Genomic DNA, 19,401 nt, shown 5'->3' on the forward strand with positions numbered 1-19,401 from the left:
TATTCTATTGCGGCCATCGGCAAAGCAGACGGCCCCCTACCCCACTCGGCATCGCAAGGATGCTGAGTGGGATTCTAAGTCAACTATGGAAGGTGAAGAGGCTGTTCAACCGTGATGTCGAGGCTCGGCAGACCAGTCGGCCTGCGCAATATCCGCCTCGTCCGGTGCAGCCGGAATGCCGTTCAGGCGGCGCAGCAAGGTATCCCGCTCACAGGCATTCTCCGACAGCGAGATGACCACCGTGGCCACGGCATTGCTGGCCAGGCTGGTCAGGGCACGCGCCTCGGACATGAAGCGATCGATGCCGATCAGCAAGGCAAGCCCTGCCAGCGGGATGTCGTGAATGACGGTCAAGGTCGAAGCCAGCGCAACGAAACCACTACCGGTCACACCCGCCGCGCCTTTTGACGACAACAGCATGATCGCCAGCATCGTCACCGTCTGGCCAAGGCTCAGATCGATGTTGCAAGCTTGAGCGATGAAGACCGCCGCCAACGACAGGTAGATGGCAGTACCGTCTAGGTTGAAGGAGTAACCGGTTGGCAGTACCAGCCCGACCACACCTTTCTTGCAGCCCAGTTTCTCCAGCTTTTCCAGCATGCGCGGCAGTACAGGCTCGGTGGACGAGGTGCCGAGCACCACCAGAAACTCCTCACGGAAATAGCGCAGCAGCTTCCACAAGCTGAAGCCATGGGCACGGCAGATGCCGCCAAGCACCACCAGCACGAAAAACGCACAGGCGATGTAGAGCGTACCTACCAGCTTGGCCAGTGCCCCCAGGGACGTCACGCCATACTGCCCGACGGTGAAGGCCAGGGCACCGAAGGCGCCAACCGGTGCGAAACGCATCAGGTAGCCAAAGATGCGAAACACCATGGTCGAGGCAGACTCCAGCACATCGAGTACCGGCTTGCCCTTCTCGCCCATCGAAGACAAGGCGAAGCCGCTGAGCACCGCGATGAACAGCACCGGCAACACTTCACCCTTGTTGAACGCCCCGATGAACGTGTCGGGAATGATGTGCATGAAGAAGTCGACCACGCTGAGCTTCGCCGCAGATGCGGCGTACTGGCCGAGCCCCGCAGTGCTGAGCGTGGCAGGGTCGATGTTCATGCCGACACCAGGGCGGAACAGGTATACCGCTGCCAGGCCGATCATCAGGCTGATGACAGTCAATACCAGGAACAGCAGCAAGGTCTTGCTCATCAAACGCCCGAGGGAGCGCTTGTCGGTCATCCCGGCGATACCGGTGACGATGGTGCAGAAGACCACCGGCGCGATCATCATCTTGATCAGCTTGATGAACGCATCACCCAGAGGCTTGAGCGCAACAGCCTGTTGCGCCCAGAAGTGACCGACCACCACGCCCAGCAGGACGGCGCAGAGGATCTGGAAGTACAGCGATTTGGCGAGTCTCATGAGGCATCACCCATTGTTGAAATTGTGCGGATGCGCTTGTTGCGAATGTACAGGTCTGGACTACCGCCTGGGCCTACCCCGCCAACCTGCGGAATGTAGGCGCGTAAACGAAGCCTGAGAACAACCGCCGGGCAGTTCGCACCACAGAGGCCTGAATCGTCTTGCCATCGGCGCCACTGCGCGACAGCGCGACATCGATACCGCCGCTTGGATGTTCCAGACGCACTTCAGTCAACTGCACGGCGCCCTCGCCCAGCAGATCGCCGATCACCGTACCTGGGCTGACGCAGGCAGTCGCCAGCCCTATCGCTCCGGTGATGGCCAAGGCGCGGTGGCAGTTGTGCGGCATAAAGTAGCGAACCTGCAACGTGCCGTCATAACGGGGCTTGGACACCAGCACAGGCTTGGGGATGACCATGCCGCTGACATCACCCAGGCCCATGGCCTTGCCGGCCTTCAGGCGCAACGCCTCGAGGCGCTCGAGCAGTTCGCCGTTGGCGTCGAGTTCGGCCGGGGATTCCGAGCCGGTGACGCCCAGCTGGCTGGCCTCCACGACCATCATTGGCATGGCCATGTCGATGCAGGTGACCGCAACGCCGTCGATCACATCCTTGGCCTTGCCAGTCGGGAACAGTTTGCCGGTCTTGCTGCCGACCGCATCAAGGAAGGTCAGGTGTACCGGGGCGGCAGTGCCCGGTACGCCATCGATCGCCGTGCGGCCTTCATAGCGCACGATGCCGCCGGGGGTTTCCACCAGCGAATTGACGAAAGTGCCGGTGTTTAGGTTGCGAATACGCACCAGCGTCTTGCCGTCCTGGCCTTTGACAAGACCTTGCTCGATGGCGAACGGGCCAACGGCGCACAGCATGTTGCCGCAGTTGGGCGCGGTATCGACCCGGCGCTGGGCGACCATGACCTGCACGAACAGGTAGTCGACGTCGGCGTCGGCATGCAGCGAGGGGCTGACAATCGCTACCTTGCTGGTCTGCGGGCTACCGCCACCGATGCCGTCGATTTCCAGTTCATGCCCGGAACCCATCAGGTTGATCAGCAATTCGTCGCGTTCGACCACATTGGCAGGAAGGTCCCATGCATGGAAAAAGGGGCCCTTGGAGGTGCCACCGCGCATGAGTACGCAAGGAATTCGTTGCATGATTTCGCACTCTTGTTGATCAATGGACATCATTGATGCTGTGGGCAAAAGATTGACAGGGATGGATAAATCAATCCAATGCAAATATTGTAGTTATTGTTCCGATTTGAGCATCAATACCGAACCCAATGCCAAGAGCGATCCGAGATGGAATATGAGCTGCAAGACATACGATCTTTCGTGAAAATCGCCGAACTCGGCAGCTTCCACGAGGCCGCAGAAGCGCTGCACCTGTCCCAGCCCGCCTTGAGCCGACGGATTAAGAAGCTCGAGGAAGGCTTGGGCACTTCGTTGCTGGAACGCACTACCCGTCGCGTCAGTCTGACCAGTGTCGGCCGTGACTTCCTGCCGAAGGCCAGGCGCCTGCTGGATGACTTTGAGGACTCGATTCTGAGCATTCGCGAACTCGCCGAACGACAGACCGGCCAGGTCACCCTCGCCTGCATCCCGACCGCGGCGTTCTATTTCCTGCCGTCGGTGATCCGCGACTACAACGAGCAATACCCCAAGATCCGCATTCGTCTGCTGGACCTCAGCGCCAACGACGGGCTTGAGGCCGTGCTGCGGGGTGAAGCAGATTTCGGCATCAACATGATGAGCGGCCAGCACCCGGACATCGAGTTCGTCTCCCTGGTACAGGAACATTTCGTCCTGGCCTGCCGCAGGGACCACAAGCTGGCGAACCGCGAGGCCGTCACCTGGACAGAACTGGCCGACTACCGCCTGATCGGCGTAGGCCGGCTTAGCGGTAACCGGATGCTGCTGGACCACGCCCTGTCCGGTCTCAACCTGCGGCCCAAGTGGTTCTATGAAGTTCAGCACCTGTCTACCTCGCTGGGCATGGTCGAGGCCGGGCTGGGCGTGTCGGCCATGCCCAGCCTGGCCATGCCCAGCGCCGACCACCCGACGCTGGTCAGCGTGCCGCTGATCGAACCCCAGGTCACCCGCACCCTGGGATTGGTCTATCGCCGAGGGGCATCGCTGTCGCCAGCTGCAGAGAAGTTCGTGTCGATCTTGCTGGATAAGTGGCCCAACCGGTGAGCGAAACGCCTTGCGTTTCGCGCGGAGCGGCACAGGGGAAAAACCGGCTGCGCCCATGGTTCACTCCCCTCCCAGGCCCAGTTCGTTGGGCCGGCGTTTCTCAATCGCGAACTTCAGCAGTGCCGCGCTGCGGAACAGGCCATGAGCGAACTTGCCGTAGGGCAGCGTGACGAATAGCGCCATCACAGTGCCCAAATGGATCGCCAGCAGGATCGCCATCGCTGCGGTATCACGCAGCCCCAGCAACGCAAGGCCAGTGGTGCTGACCAGCAGCAGAAGCAGGATGAACGCCCGGTCCATGGGCCGCTGGGCAACATCGCCCTGCTCCGGCGCCCTGCGCAGGTTCAGCGCCAACAGCCCGGCCGGCCCGACGATCAAGCCAATACCGCCGAGTGTTCCGAGCAACACCGGTGCACTCAGCAGCGGGTACGGCGCCTGCTGGCCCAGCAGGTAGTGATAACCGGTGGCGACCACCGTGGCGGCCAAGCACAACATGAAGCCGTAGAAGGTGATGTGATGGAAGCGCCGGCGCCAGAGCGTGTAGCGATCATCGGCATTGTTGCAACCTTGGCCATGTCCGCCGTCTAGGTATTTCAGGGTCAACGCTGCGCTTGATGCCTCGAGCACTGCCCCTTTGGCCGGTTGCCCCAGCGCCTCGGCAGGCGAGACCGAGCGCCAGAAACGTCGTACTGCCACCGCCAGGGCCACACCTGCAGCTGCAAAGACACTGCCGTACATCAGCGCCAGAGCGTTGTGCGGAAAGACCGCATAGAAGTTCCCCGCCAACCGCCCGGGCAGCAGCGTGCCGTTGACGTACAAGGTCAGCAGCAAGAACAGCGACAAGGCGACGGCCAAAGCAGTGGCGATATAGGTGCCGTTGTACCGATACAGCCGCCCGAAGAGGGCCGGCCAGGCGTACTCGGCGTATGTCTGCCCGCGCACCTTGGCCATCGCCTGGGGCACGTTCACCGCGAATTCGTGGGGCTGCGCGTACTGGCAGGCATGCAGGCAGGCGCCGCAGTTGTGGCATAGGTTGGCCAGATAATGGATATCAGCCTTGCCGAACTCCAGCCTGCGGGTCATCGCCGGGAAAACGGCGCAAAAGCCCTCGCAGTAACGGCAGGCATTGCAGATCCGCATTTGCCGGTCCACTTCCTGCTCCTCGACGTTCAACACCGGGATCAGTTCGAGGGCCGGCCCGGCGGTGTCAGGCTGGCGTGGCTCAGGCAGTTGCGCAGTCATGGCTGTTCTCTTTTTCTGGATGTTCGTAACCCGCCGCTGCAGCAGCGCTGGTCCCGGCGATACGGCCGAAGGCGGTGCCGATGGACATGCCGACGCCTGCGGTGTAACCCTTGCCCAGCACATTGCCCGCCATCATTTCACCGGCAACGAACAGGTTCGGGCTGGGACGCCCGTCGAAATGGACGGCGGCGGTTTCATCGGTGCGCAGCCCCAGGTAGGTGAAAGTCACGCCAGGGCGCAGCGGGTAGCCGTAGTAAGGCGGCGTATCAATCGGGCGCGCCCAGTGGCTCTTCGCCGGCTCCAGGCCTGCGGTGTGGCAGTCGTCCAGCCGGGTGTGGTCGAAAGTGCCCTCCTGGCAGGCTCGGTTGTAGGCATGCACGGTTTCGAGGAAGGCCTGCACAGGCAAACCGAGCAGGCTGGCCAACGCCTCCAGGCTATCGGCAGTGGCGCCTGGAAAAACCGGTGGCATGAACCGCCCGAGGGCTTTCTGGTCGATGATAGAGAACCCCACCTGCCCAGGCTGATGCGCCACCAAGCGCCCCCAAATGGCATAGCGCTTGGGCCAGAAGTCCTCGCCTTCATCGTAGAAGCGCTGGCCATCGCGGTTGACCACCACGCCCAGCGACACACAATCGATGCGCGTGCAAATGCCGCCGTCGTACAACGGCGCACGAGCATCGATCGCCACCATGTGCGCCTGGGTCGGGTCGCCAATCGTGTCGGCGCCCTGTTCGATCATGCGGCGCAACAGCACCCCGTCATTGAAGCGCGTGCCACGGATCAGGAAATTGTCCGAAGGCCACTCGCCTCGCTCGTTCTGCCCCCACGCCTCGCGCAACCACTCACGGTTGGACTCGAAGCCGCCGGCGGCAAGCACACAGGTACGCGCCTCGATGCGCTCGGCAGGCAGGTGTCGCCCCTGAACCTCACGCGCCGGCACATGGGCCGCGACGAAGCGTCCGCCCTGCAGTTCGATGTCGGCTACTGGCGTGTCGTAGCGTATCTGTACGCCAAGGTTTTCGGCGCTGCGAAAGTAGGCATTGACCAGTGCCTTGCCGCCGCCCATGAAGAAGGCGTTGGTCCTTGCTGTGTGCAGCGCACCCGACAATGAGGGCTGAAAATGCACGCCATGGCGGCGCATCCACCCGCGACAACTGGAGGACGCGCGAATCACCAGCCGCGCAAGCTTTTCGTCGGTCTGGCCACCGGTAACCTTCAGCAGGTCCTGCCAGAATTCTTCTTCCGGGTACGCCTCGACCAGCACATCCTGCGGTCCATCATGCATGCACCTCAGGTTGCGCGTGTGTTGTGAGTTGCCACCACGCCAGGCGCGGGGTGCGGCCTCGAGCAGCAGCACGCTGGCTCCGGCCTCTCGCGCCATCAGCGCGGCACAGAGGGCGGCATTGCCCCCTCCGATGACTAGCACATCGATCATTTCGCCTCCAGATCACGAAGAGCCGAATGTTCGGCTGCTCCTCGTGACCGGGGACTTTAATGAGCGCCCGCAGACCGCGAAACGCGATGGTCGAGGGGGGGCATTCAGTTTTTCTAAAGGGTCGGAACAAGCGCACCCGGCGCCTGGGTCAAAGCAGCCGTGCGCCTGGCCATCGGCCCTGCTCCACCAGCTCCCGGGCAACGTCCTGCAGTACGATCCGCGTAGCCAGCGCCGCCGGTGAGAGCTCGTCATCAGTCAGGCTGACAATCACATTGCGACGCTGCGCCAGGGCTTCGTCGACAGCAAACACGCGCAGGCCCGCCTGATGCGCCCGGGCCACTGTCGCGCCAGGTTGGATGGTGGCGGCATGGCCCGCACACACGCAATCCATCAACAGCGACAGGCCATCGACTTCCATGACGATGCTGGCCTCCAGCCCTGCCCGCTCGAAAATCGAGCGCAACGTCGTGCGCAATCCATGCTGGTTACTGGGCATCACCAACGGCAACGTCGCGATCTGTTGCAACGTGAGCGACTCGCCCCAGCCGTCCTTGACCAGCGGTGCGGGAACCAGCACGAACAGCCGTTCCGTCAGCAGCCCCCGCACCTCCAGGCGCGGCCCCGTCTCTGCCTGGAACAGCACCGCCAGGTCAAGGTGCCTGGCATTGAGCTGGTTCATCAGATAACCAGACAGCATCTCCACCAGGTGCAGACGGATATCGGGATAGCGCTCTCGCATCCTGTCGATCAAAGCAAGGCCAAGAATCGAAGCCGTGGTCGGAGCCAGCCCCACGCTGGCATAGCCGCTCATGCGGCCACTTTGAGCTGCCAGCACAGCATGTTCCGCCTGACGAAGCGCAAGACGCGCATGGTATTCGAAGGCCAGTCCGGCCGCGGTCGGCGCTACGCCGGTGCTCGAACGCGTCAAAAGCCGGGTACTCACCTCGCTCTCCAGCTTCGACAGTTGCTGGCTCAGTGCGGAGGCGCCGACCCCGAGCTCGACCGCCGCCCGGCCAAGACTGCCGTACTCCAGAACACTCAGGAAATAGCGAAGCTGACGTAACTCCATGCGAATCTCTTTCAACGATGGGGGGAGCCTTGACCATGTTAGACTTATTTGCACTCAATCGTCCCTGCTACCGCTCTCAGCCTCCAGACGAAGATCGCGCCACTCTTGAGGTTCCCCATGGAGGAGACGAAGGCAATGACCAGAAACGACTGCGTCGCCAGGTAAGCATCCGTGCGGTTGGCCAGGATGCTGGTTTCGTACTGGATTTCACGCCGGTAAAAATCCAGACGCTCCTTGGGAGGGCCGAACATCCTGGCATTGTGTTCGCTGATCTCGTGCTCAGGGGTTGCTGGCGTAATGATTCGAGGCACTCGCTACTCCGGAAATTGGGCTCCGAGCTACGGGATGAGCCTGGAGCTGAGTTCGGTAGCGCAGGCAATGGGGCTTGGAATTCAATTGGACTGATAGCCCGCACCGCTCGTCGTACCAACCGCAGATTGAAACCAACATGCGGAGGCCAGGCCTTTCGAACCGGTATGAACGTTCTCAACTGCAGGAGCCTCTACCATGCTAGACTTCCCTACCCCGCCCTTCCCTTCGCAGCCTCAAAATGTCCCCGGCTCACAGCGCAAGATGGAGCCCTACCCGGATTGTGGTGAGCAGTCGTATACCGGCCACAATCGACTCGAAGGCAAGATTGCACTCATCACCGGAGCAGACAGCGGCATCGGGCGGGCAGTAGCGATTGCCTACGCCCGTGAAGGCGCCGACGTCGCCATCGCTTATCTGAATGAGCATGAAGACGCGCAAGAAACCGCGCGCTGGGTCGAGGCCGCAGGCCGTCAATGCCTGCTGTTGCCCGGAGACCTGGCGCAAAAACAGCACTGCTACGACATCGTCGAAAAGACCGTCAGCCAGTTCGGGCGCATCGACATCCTGGTCAACAACGCGGCGTTCCAGATGGCCCACGAAACCCTGGAAGAGATCGACGATGATGAATGGGTGAAGACCTTCGATACCAATATCACCGCCATCTTCCGTATTTGCCAGGCGGCACTGCCTTCCATGACCAAGGGCAGTTCGATCATCAATACCAGCTCGGTCAATTCCGACGATCCATCTCCCAGCCTGCTGGCCTATGCCGCGACCAAAGGGGCCATTGCCAACTTCACCGCTGGTTTGGCTCAGTTGCTAGGCAAGAAAGGCATCAGGGTAAACAGCGTCGCGCCAGGCCCTATCTGGACGCCTTTGATTCCGGCAACCATGCCAGACGAGGCAGTCAAGAACTTTGGTTCCAGCTACCCGATGGGGCGCCCCGGTCAACCGGTGGAGGTCGCGCCGATCTACGTGCTGCTGGGCTCGGACGAGGCCAGTTACATCAGTGGCTCACGTTACGCAGTGACCGGTGGCAAACCGATCCTATAGCCAAAAGAGGCTCGCCGTGCTGGCGAGCCTCCCCTTTTACGTGGCAGTTTCAGCGTTTGTGCTTTTGCCGGCGAACCCGTTGCCGTTTTCACGCGCACTCAACGTTTCTTCGGCGAGCGGTCTGAGGTCATGCGCCAAGGCGCCCTGTCAGCCGGTGGAGCTGCAACTCGAGGGACCATTGCTCCGTGACGCCAGTATCGAGACGTTACAACCGGAGCCGCAACGGGCGATGTCGCATGGCCAAGCCATGCTGTTCCAGCTGGGTACCCAGCACGATGGGGTCGCCACCCTGTACCTGACCCTTCGCAGTGAGCACGTGGGGACGCTGGAGTGCAGCGTCAGGGCTGGCCCTGAAAGCGCCGTTCACTTCTCCACATTCCTTTACCCCTAGGAGTGCGTCATGGACTCGATCCTCCGCGCAGCCGGAATGTACGTCGCCCTCATGCTGCTGTTTCGCATAGCCGGGCGGCGCTCGCTGGCCGATTTGACGACCTTCGACTTCGTGTTGCTGCTGATCATGGTTGTCGATGTTGGTCGTCGTGATGCGTACCAGCACATCCGTAGGCTTTTCGATTTTTGCATCCGGCACATCCTTGACCGCTACGTCACGTGGGCCGTTGTACACAATTGCTTTCATGTTGAACTCCCTGAAAGTGAGGGGCGACAGAAAAGTTGCCCTACCCTGTTCAGGCGTTCACTCAGGTTTGAGTGTTCAATGCGTCACGTCTTGAGCCGGATCAGTGGCGCTAATCAACGTTGCTACGGGCGTTGCAAACACGCCTAGACTGTCAAGCCCAGAGGCAGGACAGCTTCGCAACCTCACCCCACGCCGGTCGGGCCATCGAGGACTTGCCTCACCCTGCGCGCAAGGTCGTGGGGTTGGCAGGGTTTGGAAATGACCTCAAACTCGGAACCGCCGATATCCGTGCGCTCTATCGAGTTTTCCGCGTAGCCGGTTGTCAGCAATACCTTGATCTGCGGTTGCAGGCGGCGCACTTCTCGCGAAAGCATGACCCCATTCATCCCGCCCGGCATGATCAGGTCGGTGAACAATAGATCGTAGCGCTCCCCTGCCTGTATCAGCTTCAAGGCCTCACGCGCGTTAAGCACCATGTCCGCGGCGTAGCCGTAATCCTCAAGCACCATCTTGGCCAGCTCCGCCACATCCGGCCGGTCTTCGACGATGAGGATACGCTCGGTGCCGGCGCTGCGCTCAGCCACCTTCACGGGCTTCTGCTGGACGATACTGGCATCGTCTACCGGGAAGTACAGGCGTAACGTCGTGCCCTCGCCTTCTTCGGTATAGATCCGCGCAGCCCCGCCGGACTGCTTGGCAAAGCCGTACACCATCGACAAGCCCAGCCCGGCGCCCTTGCCCTCCTCTTTGGTGGTGAAGAAAGGGTCCATCACCCGATCGCGGATGCTGGCCGGCATGCCGATACCATTGTCGGTGACCGACAAGCTCACATAGTCTCCTGGCAACAGGCCATCGAAGGACAGGTTGATGTCCGTGACCTGGACGTTGCGCGTCTCAATGAACACATGCGGGCGCTTGCGGCCGATGAGCGCGTCACGCGCATTCATGAAGATATTGAGCAACGCCACTTCCGCCTGTGTTGCATCGATGCGGCAGTTTCGCAGACTGGTCTCCAGGTCGAACTCCACTGCCACCTCAGCACCGAAGGTGCGCTCCATCATCGGCCGCACATCATCGACCAGGTGATTAAGATTAAGCACTCGCCCATGCAGTTTCTGCTTGCGGGCGAAGGCGAGCAACTGCTTGGTCAGGGTACTGGCGCGCTCAACCGCCGTCTGGGCGTGGCCGACACTGCGCCGGACCCGGTTGAGATCGACCTGGGACTTATCGGCTTCATTGGCGATCAAACCCAGGTACCCGCCCATCACCTGCAGCAGATTGTTGAAATCGTGGGCAATGCCCCCCGTCAATTGCCCCAGCGCTTCCATCTTCTGCGCCTGGCGCAGTGCCTCTTCTGCGTCCCGCCGACGGCTGACGTCCAATTGTGAGGCAAAGTAGTAAACAAGGTCGCCGCGCTCGTTGAAAATGGGGGATATGAACAGGGCATTCCAGAAGCTTGAGCCGTCCTTGCGGTAATTGAGAATTTCAGTGGCAATATCGACACGCTGTGCGATGGAATCGCGTAAGGTGTCGACGATCGAAGCATCGGTCTCAGGGCCCTGCAGAAACCGACAATTGCGGCCGATAATTTCTTCCAGGCCATAGCCCGTCATCTCCAGGAATGCCCGATTGGCGAAGATGATAGGGTTGTCGTCACGGTTGGGGTCGGTGACGATCATGGGCATGCGAGTAGTTTCCACGGCTGCGAAGAACATGTCGTGCGGCAGCTGAGTGATGTCGCCTGATGCCTGGTTACTAACGCGCGCCTTTTTGCTGGTCACGCAGACCTCCTTGATCACTGGGGTGCCGACCGGTCGGGACAACGATGAAGGACAAGTTGCTTGTCCATCACCGCTGCGCTTGAAACTATGATCGGTGCAATACTGTCGACTCGCGGTCGCTTCGCTTAGTTTCATCCTCTGGCATTTGCAATCGATCTTTTGCATGGCAGGCTGCTGCGCACCAACGTGAACCTTTCAGGCAGCGGCAGTGCAACCCTGATCTTCTCCCACGGTTTTGGCTGCGACCAATCCATGTGGAATTACCTGCTGCCTCATTTTCAAACGCGTTTCCGGCAGGTTACATACGATCTGGTGGGTGCTGGCCGCTCGGACCTCACCGCTTATGATCGCGAAAAGTACGACACACTCGCAGGTGACGCCGAGGATCTGAACGAGGTCATTAGCGCGTTCGCTGAAGGCCCCGTCATTCTGGTGGGGCACTCGGTCAGCGCGATGATCGGCGTGCTGGCCGACCGTTTGTGCCCTGGGCGCATCGCTGCACATGTGATGATCGGCCCCTCGCCGTGTTATATCGACTCGGGTGACTACCATGGCGGCTTCAACGAGGGAGATATCCAGGCCCTGCTCGACACCCTCGACAGCAACTACCTGGGCTGGTCCAGCAGCATGGCCCCTGTCATCATGGGTGCCCCCGGGCAACCGGCGCTGACAGAGGAGCTGACCAACAGCATCTGCCGCACAGACCCGGAAATTGCCCGGCAATTTGCCCGAGTGACCTTTCTGTCGGACAACCGCCGGGACGTCGAGGGCCTGCAGACGCCGACGTTGATCCTTCAATCGAGTGATGACCTGATTGCGCCCCTGGCGGTGGGTCAATACCTGCACAGTGTGATGACCAACAGCCAGCTCTGCCTGATCGACAACATTGGCCACTGCCCGCACATGAGCGCTCCCAGCGCCTGTGCAACCGCCATGGACGCATTCTTGGCAACTTGGGTTGACGACCATGAGTAGACCGGCGCTGCCCGATACCGACACGTTGTTCGAGCATGCACCCTGCGGGCTGGTGATCACCACCGAAGACGGCACCATCCTGCGCAGCAACCAGACGTTCGGCAACTGGCTCGGCCATGCGCCGACACAATTGCTGCAAAGGCGCTTCCAAGATCTGCTCACCGTTGGCGGTCGGATTGTTCATCAGACGCACTGGGCGCCGTTGATGAAAATGCAGGGTTCGGTCGCGGAAGTTAAGCTCGATCTGCTGCACAGCCAGGGCCATGTCATCACCATGCTGCTCAACGGAGTTCGCCGCGTGTGGCCTGAAGGCGTGTATTACGAGCTGGCATTGTTTGGCACGATCGAGCGAGATCGCTATGAACGCGAGTTGCTCGCCACGCGTCGCCGTGCCGAAGCGCTGCTGACCCAGAAAACCGCCGCCGAGGCCGCGTTGAAAGAGGCCGAGGGCGAATTGGCAGCCGCTTACAAGGACGCCCAAAGACGCGCGGCTTTTGCCGAACAGATGGTGGCCGTTGCCAGCCATGATCTGAAAAACCCGTTGACCGCGATCAGGATGGCCGCACAGCTGCTGGAGCGCGGTGAGCGCAGCGACAAGGAGCGGCGCTTACTCGGTAGCATCAACAGCTCCTGCGAACGCGCGCAACGCATGATCGCCGACCTGCTCGACTTCGCCTCGATGCGCATCGACCAGGGTATCGCCATTCGTCGGCGCTCAGTGGACCTGTTGAAAACCGTGGACCAGTGCGTGAGTGAACTCAGGGTAGCCTTCGCCCACGCCCCCATCCGTCATCTTTCCCGAAGCGTTGGCTCGGTCGAGCTCGATCCGGACCGTTTGCAACTGATGATTGGCAACCTGGTGGCCAACAGCGTCGCCTACGGCGATCCGCAGCACCCCGTCACCCTGACTACCGAGCTGACAGATGGCGCGGCGCTCATTGGCGTGCATAACCATGGCCGTTGCATTCCCGAGTCGTTGATTCCCAAGCTGTTCGAACCCATGACTCGCGCCAGCGACCGTGATGACCCGGTACGGTCGGTGGGGCTCGGCCTGTTCATCGTCCGTCAAATCACCGCGGCGCATGGGGGCACGATCACCGTCATTTCAAATGCGCCGTGCGGAACCACATTTACGATACGGCTACCTCATAATCCGGCCGACGACGGATAGTCGCTAACAGCAGCAACGTCTACGTCACCCTCGTAGCATCCACCTTGTTTGTTGCGCAACACACATCATCTGCATGGGCCCCATAAGCTTGTCAGTCATTGCTTTTCCATGGATCTTACCTAATGTAGAAATATAAACATTTTATGTTGAGATCTCTACATGCTTGATTGGTCGCTTTTGATCCTTGGTTTGCCCACGGCGAACGCTACCGAGCGAATGCGCGCCTGGAGAACCCTGAAGGCCTCTGGTGCGGCAGTTTTGCGGGATGGCGTATACCTGCTGCCTGAAAAAAGCGTGGGCCGTGAAGCGTTTCAAGCCGTGCAGCGAGATGTGATGGCCATCAACGGCACGGCATATCTGCTGTCGCTGTCTGAGCGCGAGGAGCGTTTCAGCGGGCTATTCGACAGAAGCGATGAGTACGAAAAGCTGCTGGAGGAAATTGCAGGCTGGCGGGCTGACCTGTCCCTGGATAATGCACTTCAGATAGCCCGGCAGGTGCGCAAGCTCAGGAAGGCTTTCGGCCAGTTGGCGGCGATCGACTTCTTCCCAGGCGTGCTCAAGGCACAAACCGACTCGGCCCTGCAGGCGCTTGAGACCTCGATTAGCCGTGCACTGTCCCCCGATGAGCCGAGGGCACACGATGAGGCCATCACCCAGCTGGAGCGCAGCGAATACCAAGGTCGCCGATGGGCAACGCGAAAGCGCCCATGGGTAGACCGGTTGGCATGTGCCTGGCTGATCCGTCGCTTCATCGATCCCGACGCCCGATTCATTTGGCTGGACAGTCCAGGTGACTGCCCAAGCGATGCGCTCGGCTTCGATTTTGATGGGGCCATGTTCAGCCACGTTGGCCAGCGTGTTTCCTTCGAAACCCTCATTGAGAGCTTTGCCGTTCAGCAGCCAGGATTGGCACGCCTGGCAGGTGTTGTCCACTACCTGGATGTTGGGGGGTACCAACCTTCCGAAGCACCCGGTATCGAGCGTGTCCTCGCGGGCCTGAGAGAGCGCATCGGCGATGACGATCAACTGACAATGGTCGCCGGAGGCATCTTTGATGGCCTGCTGACGGCTTTCGCGATTGAGGAAACCCCAAATGGCTGAGACCCCCTCTGCAGTGAGCAAGCAGCCGCCATCGCAAGCGACGCTGCAGCCGATTAGCCTCTATGAAGCCTTCCTGTTCTGGCTCAAGTTGGGCTTCATCAGCTTTGGCGGGCCCGCCGGGCAGATCTCGATCATGCACCAGGAGCTGGTTGAGCGCCGGCGGTGGATCAGCGAAAAGCGGTTTCTGCACGCCCTGAACTACTGCATGTTGTTGCCTGGCCCTGAAGCTCAGCAGCTGGCCACCTACATCGGCTGGCTGATGCACCGCACTTGGGGCGGGGTAATTGCCGGCGCGTTGTTCGTGCTGCCTTCGCTGTTCATCCTGATCGGTTTGTCGTGGGTCTACATCGCCTTTGGCGAGGTACCGGTAGTCGCGGGGATCTTCTATGGGATCAAGCCAGCGGTCACGGCCATTGTCGTCCACGCCGCCCACCGGATAGGTTCACGGGCCCTGAAGAATGGCTGGCTGTGGGCCATGGCCGGCGCCTCGTTCGTAGCCATCTTCGCCTACAATGTGCCGTTCCCACTGATCGTGCTGATGGCCGCCATCATCGGCTATGTGGGTGGTCGCTTCGCTCCACGCACGTTTGTCATCGGCGGCAATCACGCGGCCGCGAAGAACAGCGTTGGCCCGGCTGTGATCGATGACGACACGCCAACCCCCGAGCATGCCCGTTTCAGCTTTGGGCATCTGGTAAGGTTGCTGCTGGTCGGTGCAGGCCTGTGGATACTGCCAATGGGGTTGTTGACGCTGTCATTTGGCTGGGACGGCACCCTGACGCAGATGGGCTGGTTCTTCACCAAGGCCGCACTGTTGACTTTTGGCGGTGCATACGCGGTATTGCCCTATGTCTACCAGGGCGCTGTAGGGCACTACGGGTGGCTGACACCCACCCAGATGATCGATGGTCTCGCCTTGGGGGAAACCACACCGGGGCCACTGATCATGGTGGTTGCCTTCGTCGGCTTTATAGGTGGCTACGTCTATCCGATGTTCGGGAGCGAACACCCATTCCTTGCTGGCGCTGTCACGGCGAGCCTCGTCACCTGGTTCACCTTTTTGCCGTCTTTCCTGTTCATTCTCATCGGCGGCCCGTTGGTAGAGTCGACCCACAACGCGATCAAATTTACCGCACCGCTGACAGGGATCACGGCCGCAGTAGTGGGCGTGATCCTGAACCTTGCCCTGTTCTTCGGCTTCCACGTGCTTTGGCCGAAAGGCTTTGGCGGAACGTTTGACTGGCCTTGCGCGGCTATTGCGGCTGCAGCTGCGATTGCTTTGTTCCGCTTCAAGCGGGGCGTGATCGAAGTGCTGCTCGCTTGCGCCCTGGCCGGCCTGGCAGTTCACCTGTGGCGGGCATGAAACCAGCGGAGGTGCCAAGTAATGCTGCCAGTGTCGGTCGATCAACCACGTCAGACGCCCCATACAAGTCGAGGGGCATAGTGTTCAAGTGGGTGTGAGTCTTGGTGTCGTGATGTCGGCCGAGTATCCCGGTACGCCAACCGTGTAGCGTGGTCCAGGCCATCATCAATCTTGGCAACGCAATGGGTATGACGGTAACTGCCGAAGGTGTCGAGACCGCCGAGCATCCTGGGCACTGGCGACATACACCTCTATGAATATCTGCGTATCACCTTGCGCGAAAGATGTACTGAGATATCCATTGAGGTGCCATCGTTTAAGGCCTCACGCCCCTGATTCAGGGTCGCTAGCCGGTACTCCAGGGGAGCGCTGGTTTTCCTTGTCATTGGCAGGGCCGGGACTGGAACACGGACCATCAGGTATGGGCGGGCCGTCAGGTACCTGAGCCCCTTCGTTCAGTTGAGCATCCCGGGGCATACCCAACCGACTGTTCGCACCGCCAGGATTTGGATGCTCACTGGACACTGAGTTGTTTGTATCCACATCATTCATCTGTTCTTCGATGGGTGACTCTTCATCTGGCGGCAGTGGCACCTCAACCGCTTTGGTCCCGGGACCGTGGGAGGGTTCATCTTCGTTTGCATCAATGTCCATGTCCTTTCTCCGTTCAGAGGCAGATGGTATCTGCAACTAAACGTGAGAAGCGCGCGTGGCCCACGGGTGCCCGCGACCAGACAAGTGGCGTTTGTTCATCCGCTTTGCACCAGAACCTTCCGTCGCGCTGAGGGCACCCTTCGGTAAACGGCAGGCCGAACATTGGGTGAACAACCAGAACCGGAGTTTCACCATGAAGGCAGATAAAAAATACGCGCTGCTGCTCGCAATGTACCTGGGTTGCGCGGCGCCACTTGCCCTGGCCGCCACCGACCTGAACGATCAACGCGCCCCGGGCACGCAACCGCACGGCAATGGGCACATGAACGGCCAAGGCGGTGCGACAGGTTCAGGAACACCTGCCGATGGCATGGGCACGGGTAATGGCGGTACCCATGACAATGGAACGGACAACACGGGAGGTGACGGTACCGATACTGACTCAGGCACCGGCGGTAACGGAGGGGACGGTAGCGGTGCAGGTCCGGCGAGTGGTAGCGGTGGCTCAACCGGTAGTGGATCAGGCGCAGGATCGGGCAGCTAGGTGGAATGGCCGTGGATCTCCCATCCATGGCCCGGCGTTTCAGTTTCGCCATTGATCAAGCAACTCACTCAGGAGTCAATGCCATGCCACGCGGTGACAAGGACAAGTATACGGACAAACAGAAACGCAAGGCCGAGCACATCGAGCAATCGTACGAGGACAAGGGCGTGGGCAAGGACGAAGCCGAAGCGCGCGCCTGGGCCACCGTGAACAAACAATCCGGTGGCGGTGAAAAGCCGGGAGGCTCGGGCAGCAAGACGCCGTCGCGCGAGAAGAAGACCGCACGCACGGATTCAGCCAAGCGCGCCGCCGAGTCTCGTCAGGGGCATTCACGCACCTCGCGCGCGTCGCTGGAATCGCAAAGCAAGGAAAGCCTGATGAAGGAGGCGCGCAGCAAAAATCTCAAAGGGCGTTCGACCATGAACAAGGCTCAACTGGTAGAAGCCCTGCATAAACTGGGGTGACGGGAAACTTTTGGCGCAGTGCAAGGCCCACAGCATTTTTGTGGGTTATTGGTTCACCTTCGAGCCTGTCGGCATTTACCAGACTCCAGCTGCCAGACCGCTGCGCATACCGTTGAAACTTTCCCGGCACGTGCCAAGTCCAGACGCCTATCGATAACAGAACGGGAGCAGGCAATGACCGGCACGGTAGGCGACTTTCTGGTAGAGCGTTTGTATCAATGGGGCGTACGGCGCATCTTCGGTTACCCCGGCGACGGCATCAATGGCGTGTTCGGCGCGCTGAGCCGGGCCAACGGCAAGATTGAATTCATTCAGGCCCGCCATGAGGAAATGGCCGCTTTCATGGCCAGCGCCCATGCCAAGTTCACCGGTGAGCTCGGTGTCTGCATGGCGACATCCGGCCCGGGCGCCTCGCACCTGCTCACCGGCCTGTACGATGCACGCATGGACCACCAGCCAGTGCTGGCCATCGTCGGTCAACAGGCCCGGGCGGCATTGGGCGGGCATTACCAGCAAGAGCTGGACTTGCTGTCGATGTTCAAGGACGTCGCCGGTGCATTCGTTCAGCAGGCATCGACACCGGAGCAGGTGCGCCACCTGCTTGACCGTGCAGTGCGTACGGCTGTCGGCGAACGCCGCGTCACCGCCATCATCCTGCCCAACGACCTGCAGGACCTGCCCTACAACGAGCCTCCGAGGGCCCACGGTACGGTGCATTCCGGCATCGGCTACAGCAAGCCCAGGGTGTTGCCGTTCGACGAAGACCTGCAGCGCGCCGCCGAGGTGCTCAATGCCGGGCACAAGGTGGCGATACTGGTGGGTGCCGGCGCACTGCAGGCGACAGAGCAGGTCATTGCAATTGCCGAAAAACTCGGCGCCGGGGTGGCCAAAGCGCTGCTGGGCAAGGCTGTGCTGCCGGACGACCTCCCATGGGTCACCGGGTCGATCGGCCTGCTCGGCACCGAGCCCAGTTATCAGCTGATGACCGAATGCGACACCTTGCTGATGATCGGCTCCGGCTTTCCCTATTCCGAGTTTCTGCCCAAGGAAGGCCAGGCACGAGGCGTGCAGATCGACCTGCAACCCGACATGCTCAGCCTGCGCTACCCGATGGAGGTCAACCTGGTGGGCGACGCCAGCGAAACATTGCGCGCACTGCTGCTGTTGCTTGAGCACAAGACCGACCGGCGCTGGCGCGACAAGGTAGAAACCTGGCGCGCGCAGTGGGACAAGACCGTGGCTAAGCGCGCGCTGGTCAAGGCTGACCCGATCAACCCGCAACGCGTGGTCCATGAGCTGTCCCCTCGCCTGCCGGACCACGCCATCATTACCAGCGACTCCGGCTCCTGTGCCAACTGGTTTGCCCGCGACCTGCAGATTCGCCAGGGTATGCAGTGTTCGCTGTCCGGCGGCCTGGCTTGCATGGGCGCCGCCGTGCCCTATGCGATTGCAGCCAAATTCGCCCACCCGCAACGGGCTGTAGTTGCGTTGGTGGGCGATGGGGCGATGCAGATGAACAACCTCGCAGAACTGATCACCGTGGCCAAGTACTGGCAGCAATGGGACAACCCACAATGGATCTGTGCCGTGTTCAACAATGAGGACCTCAACCAGGTGACGTGGGAGCAGCGGGTCATGGAGGGCGACCCCAAGTTCGAAGCTTCGCAGTCGATCCCTGACGTGCCCTACCATCTGTTTGCCATTTCCATTGGCCTGCAAGGTATCTACGTAGATCGCGAAGAGGACGTTGCCGCTGCGTGGGAGCGTGCGCTGGCTGCTGATCGGCCCGTACTGATCGAGTTCAAGACCGACCCGAACGTGCCACCCCTGCCACCCCACATCAAGCTGGAGCAGGCGAAGAAGTTTGCCAGCACCTTGCTCAAGGGCGACCCCGACCAGGCGGGCATCCTCGTGCAGACAGCCAAACAGGTGCTCGGGTCTGTGCTGCCTGGCAAGAAGTGATCGGCACCCCGGCGAGCCGGCTGAA

Annotated in this window: 15 protein-coding genes and 3 pseudogenes; 10 read left to right on the forward strand and 8 right to left on the reverse strand. The window is 60.8% G+C overall.

The features are described 5' to 3' along the window. Positions 1–105: 105 nt before the first annotated feature. Complete coding sequence (gene dctA / locus ACF8R4_RS16860) at positions 106–1,419, reverse strand: C4-dicarboxylate transporter DctA (protein ID WP_060500099.1); 1,314 nt, start codon at positions 1,417–1,419, stop codon at positions 106–108. A 73-nt stretch (positions 1,420–1,492) separates the two neighbouring features. Then, positions 1,493–2,572: a 4-oxalomesaconate tautomerase gene (locus ACF8R4_RS16865; protein ID WP_015270082.1), complete on the reverse strand. Its 1,080-nt coding sequence runs from the start codon at positions 2,570–2,572 to the stop codon at positions 1,493–1,495. A 147-nt stretch (positions 2,573–2,719) separates the two neighbouring features. On the opposite strand from ACF8R4_RS16865, the gene ACF8R4_RS16870 reads away from it, so the two are divergent. Next, a complete protein-coding gene (locus tag ACF8R4_RS16870) occupies positions 2,720–3,613 on the forward strand; it encodes a LysR family transcriptional regulator (protein WP_013972231.1) in 894 nt (297 codons plus the stop codon). Between the two features lie 60 nt (positions 3,614–3,673). On the opposite strand, the gene tcuB is transcribed toward ACF8R4_RS16870, so the two are convergent. The 4 genes and pseudogenes from tcuB to ACF8R4_RS16890 all read right to left on the reverse strand — a co-directional run. Next, positions 3,674–4,855 carry a tricarballylate utilization 4Fe-4S protein TcuB gene (gene tcuB, locus ACF8R4_RS16875; protein WP_392492973.1) on the reverse strand — a complete coding sequence of 394 codons (1,182 nt, stop codon included), beginning with the start codon at positions 4,853–4,855 and terminating at the stop codon, positions 3,674–3,676. Beyond that, positions 4,836–6,290, reverse strand: coding sequence for an FAD-dependent tricarballylate dehydrogenase TcuA (gene tcuA, locus ACF8R4_RS16880; protein ID WP_156866718.1), 1,455 nt, complete (start codon positions 6,288–6,290; stop codon positions 4,836–4,838). Before tcuA ends, tcuB begins: the two co-directional genes overlap by 20 nt. Before the next feature lie 148 nt (positions 6,291–6,438). Further along, a complete protein-coding gene (locus tag ACF8R4_RS16885; protein WP_013972228.1) occupies positions 6,439–7,359 on the reverse strand; it encodes a LysR family transcriptional regulator in 921 nt (306 codons plus the stop codon). A 107-nt stretch (positions 7,360–7,466) separates the two neighbouring features. Further along, a pseudogene (locus ACF8R4_RS16890) lies at positions 7,467–7,670 on the reverse strand (hypothetical protein); the annotation flags it as partial. A gap of 196 nt (positions 7,671–7,866) precedes the next feature. Between ACF8R4_RS16890 and ACF8R4_RS16895 the strand changes: the two are divergent. Then, positions 7,867–8,724: a glucose 1-dehydrogenase gene (locus tag ACF8R4_RS16895; protein ID WP_104834891.1), complete on the forward strand. Its 858-nt coding sequence runs from the start codon at positions 7,867–7,869 to the stop codon at positions 8,722–8,724. A 142-nt stretch (positions 8,725–8,866) separates the two neighbouring features. Next, a pseudogene (locus ACF8R4_RS16900) lies at positions 8,867–9,115 on the forward strand (hypothetical protein); the annotation flags it as partial. Positions 9,116–9,211: 96 nt separating this feature from the next. Here the strand turns inward: ACF8R4_RS16900 and ACF8R4_RS16905 are convergent. Next, positions 9,212–9,361 (reverse strand): annotated as a pseudogene (locus ACF8R4_RS16905) (aldehyde dehydrogenase); the annotation flags it as partial. Between the two features lie 182 nt (positions 9,362–9,543). Continuing rightward, the gene (locus ACF8R4_RS16910) at positions 9,544–11,142 is read right to left on the reverse strand and encodes a histidine kinase famiy protein (protein ID WP_392492976.1); all 1,599 of its coding nucleotides are present in this window, start codon (positions 11,140–11,142) and stop codon (positions 9,544–9,546) included. Positions 11,143–11,328: 186 nt separating this feature from the next. Here ACF8R4_RS16910 and ACF8R4_RS16915 point away from each other — a divergent pair, with 186 nt between their 5' ends. The 7 genes from ACF8R4_RS16915 (at position 11,329) to ACF8R4_RS16945 (ending at position 19,376) form a co-directional block, all read left to right on the forward strand. Further along, positions 11,329–12,117, forward strand: a complete 789-nt coding sequence (locus ACF8R4_RS16915; RefSeq protein ID WP_256219299.1) for an alpha/beta fold hydrolase — start codon at positions 11,329–11,331, stop codon at positions 12,115–12,117. Then, complete coding sequence (locus ACF8R4_RS16920) at positions 12,110–13,288, forward strand: ATP-binding protein (RefSeq protein WP_392492978.1); 1,179 nt, start codon at positions 12,110–12,112, stop codon at positions 13,286–13,288. Before ACF8R4_RS16915 ends, ACF8R4_RS16920 begins: the two co-directional genes overlap by 8 nt. A gap of 159 nt (positions 13,289–13,447) precedes the next feature. Beyond that, on the forward strand, positions 13,448–14,389 hold the full coding sequence (locus tag ACF8R4_RS16925; RefSeq protein ID WP_151458235.1) for a chromate resistance protein ChrB domain-containing protein: 942 nt from the start codon (positions 13,448–13,450) through the stop codon (positions 14,387–14,389). Continuing rightward, complete coding sequence (gene chrA, locus ACF8R4_RS16930) at positions 14,382–15,752, forward strand: chromate efflux transporter (protein WP_060500092.1); 1,371 nt, start codon at positions 14,382–14,384, stop codon at positions 15,750–15,752. The genes ACF8R4_RS16925 and chrA overlap by 8 nt, the downstream gene beginning before the upstream one ends. 745 nt (positions 15,753–16,497) lie before the next feature. Next, positions 16,498–16,950, forward strand: coding sequence for a hypothetical protein (locus ACF8R4_RS16935; protein ID WP_392492980.1), 453 nt, complete (start codon positions 16,498–16,500; stop codon positions 16,948–16,950). A gap of 83 nt (positions 16,951–17,033) precedes the next feature. Then, on the forward strand, positions 17,034–17,414 hold the full coding sequence (locus tag ACF8R4_RS16940) for a hypothetical protein (RefSeq protein WP_060500091.1): 381 nt from the start codon (positions 17,034–17,036) through the stop codon (positions 17,412–17,414). A gap of 174 nt (positions 17,415–17,588) precedes the next feature. Continuing rightward, positions 17,589–19,376, forward strand: coding sequence for a thiamine pyrophosphate-requiring protein (locus tag ACF8R4_RS16945; protein ID WP_392492981.1), 1,788 nt, complete (start codon positions 17,589–17,591; stop codon positions 19,374–19,376). Positions 19,377–19,401: the final 25 nt, after the last annotated feature.

Source organism: Pseudomonas sp. FYR_2, from assembly GCF_043106425.1.
Classification (GTDB): Bacteria; Pseudomonadota; Gammaproteobacteria; order Pseudomonadales; family Pseudomonadaceae; genus Aquipseudomonas; species Aquipseudomonas monteilii.

What these genes read in the sequence shown, in the direction of transcription:
- dctA (WP_060500099.1), bottom strand. Translation starts at nt 1,419, where the DNA reads ATGAGACTCGCCAAATCGCTGTACTTCCAGATCCTCTGCGCCGTCCTG.
- ACF8R4_RS16865 (WP_015270082.1), bottom strand. Translation starts at nt 2,572, where the DNA reads ATGCAACGAATTCCTTGCGTACTCATGCGCGGTGGCACCTCCAAGGGC.
- ACF8R4_RS16870 (WP_013972231.1), top strand. Translation starts at nt 2,720, where the DNA reads ATGGAATATGAGCTGCAAGACATACGATCTTTCGTGAAAATCGCCGAA.
- tcuB (WP_392492973.1), bottom strand. Translation starts at nt 4,855, where the DNA reads ATGACTGCGCAACTGCCTGAGCCACGCCAGCCTGACACCGCCGGGCCG.
- tcuA (WP_156866718.1), bottom strand. Translation starts at nt 6,290, where the DNA reads ATGATCGATGTGCTAGTCATCGGAGGGGGCAATGCCGCCCTCTGTGCC.
- ACF8R4_RS16885 (WP_013972228.1), bottom strand. Translation starts at nt 7,359, where the DNA reads ATGGAGTTACGTCAGCTTCGCTATTTCCTGAGTGTTCTGGAGTACGGC.
- ACF8R4_RS16895 (WP_104834891.1), top strand. Translation starts at nt 7,867, where the DNA reads ATGCTAGACTTCCCTACCCCGCCCTTCCCTTCGCAGCCTCAAAATGTC.
- ACF8R4_RS16920 (WP_392492978.1), top strand. Translation starts at nt 12,110, where the DNA reads ATGAGTAGACCGGCGCTGCCCGATACCGACACGTTGTTCGAGCATGCA.
- ACF8R4_RS16925 (WP_151458235.1), top strand. Translation starts at nt 13,448, where the DNA reads ATGCTTGATTGGTCGCTTTTGATCCTTGGTTTGCCCACGGCGAACGCT.
- chrA (WP_060500092.1), top strand. Translation starts at nt 14,382, where the DNA reads ATGGCTGAGACCCCCTCTGCAGTGAGCAAGCAGCCGCCATCGCAAGCG.
- ACF8R4_RS16940 (WP_060500091.1), top strand. Translation starts at nt 17,034, where the DNA reads ATGCCACGCGGTGACAAGGACAAGTATACGGACAAACAGAAACGCAAG.
- ACF8R4_RS16945 (WP_392492981.1), top strand. Translation starts at nt 17,589, where the DNA reads ATGACCGGCACGGTAGGCGACTTTCTGGTAGAGCGTTTGTATCAATGG.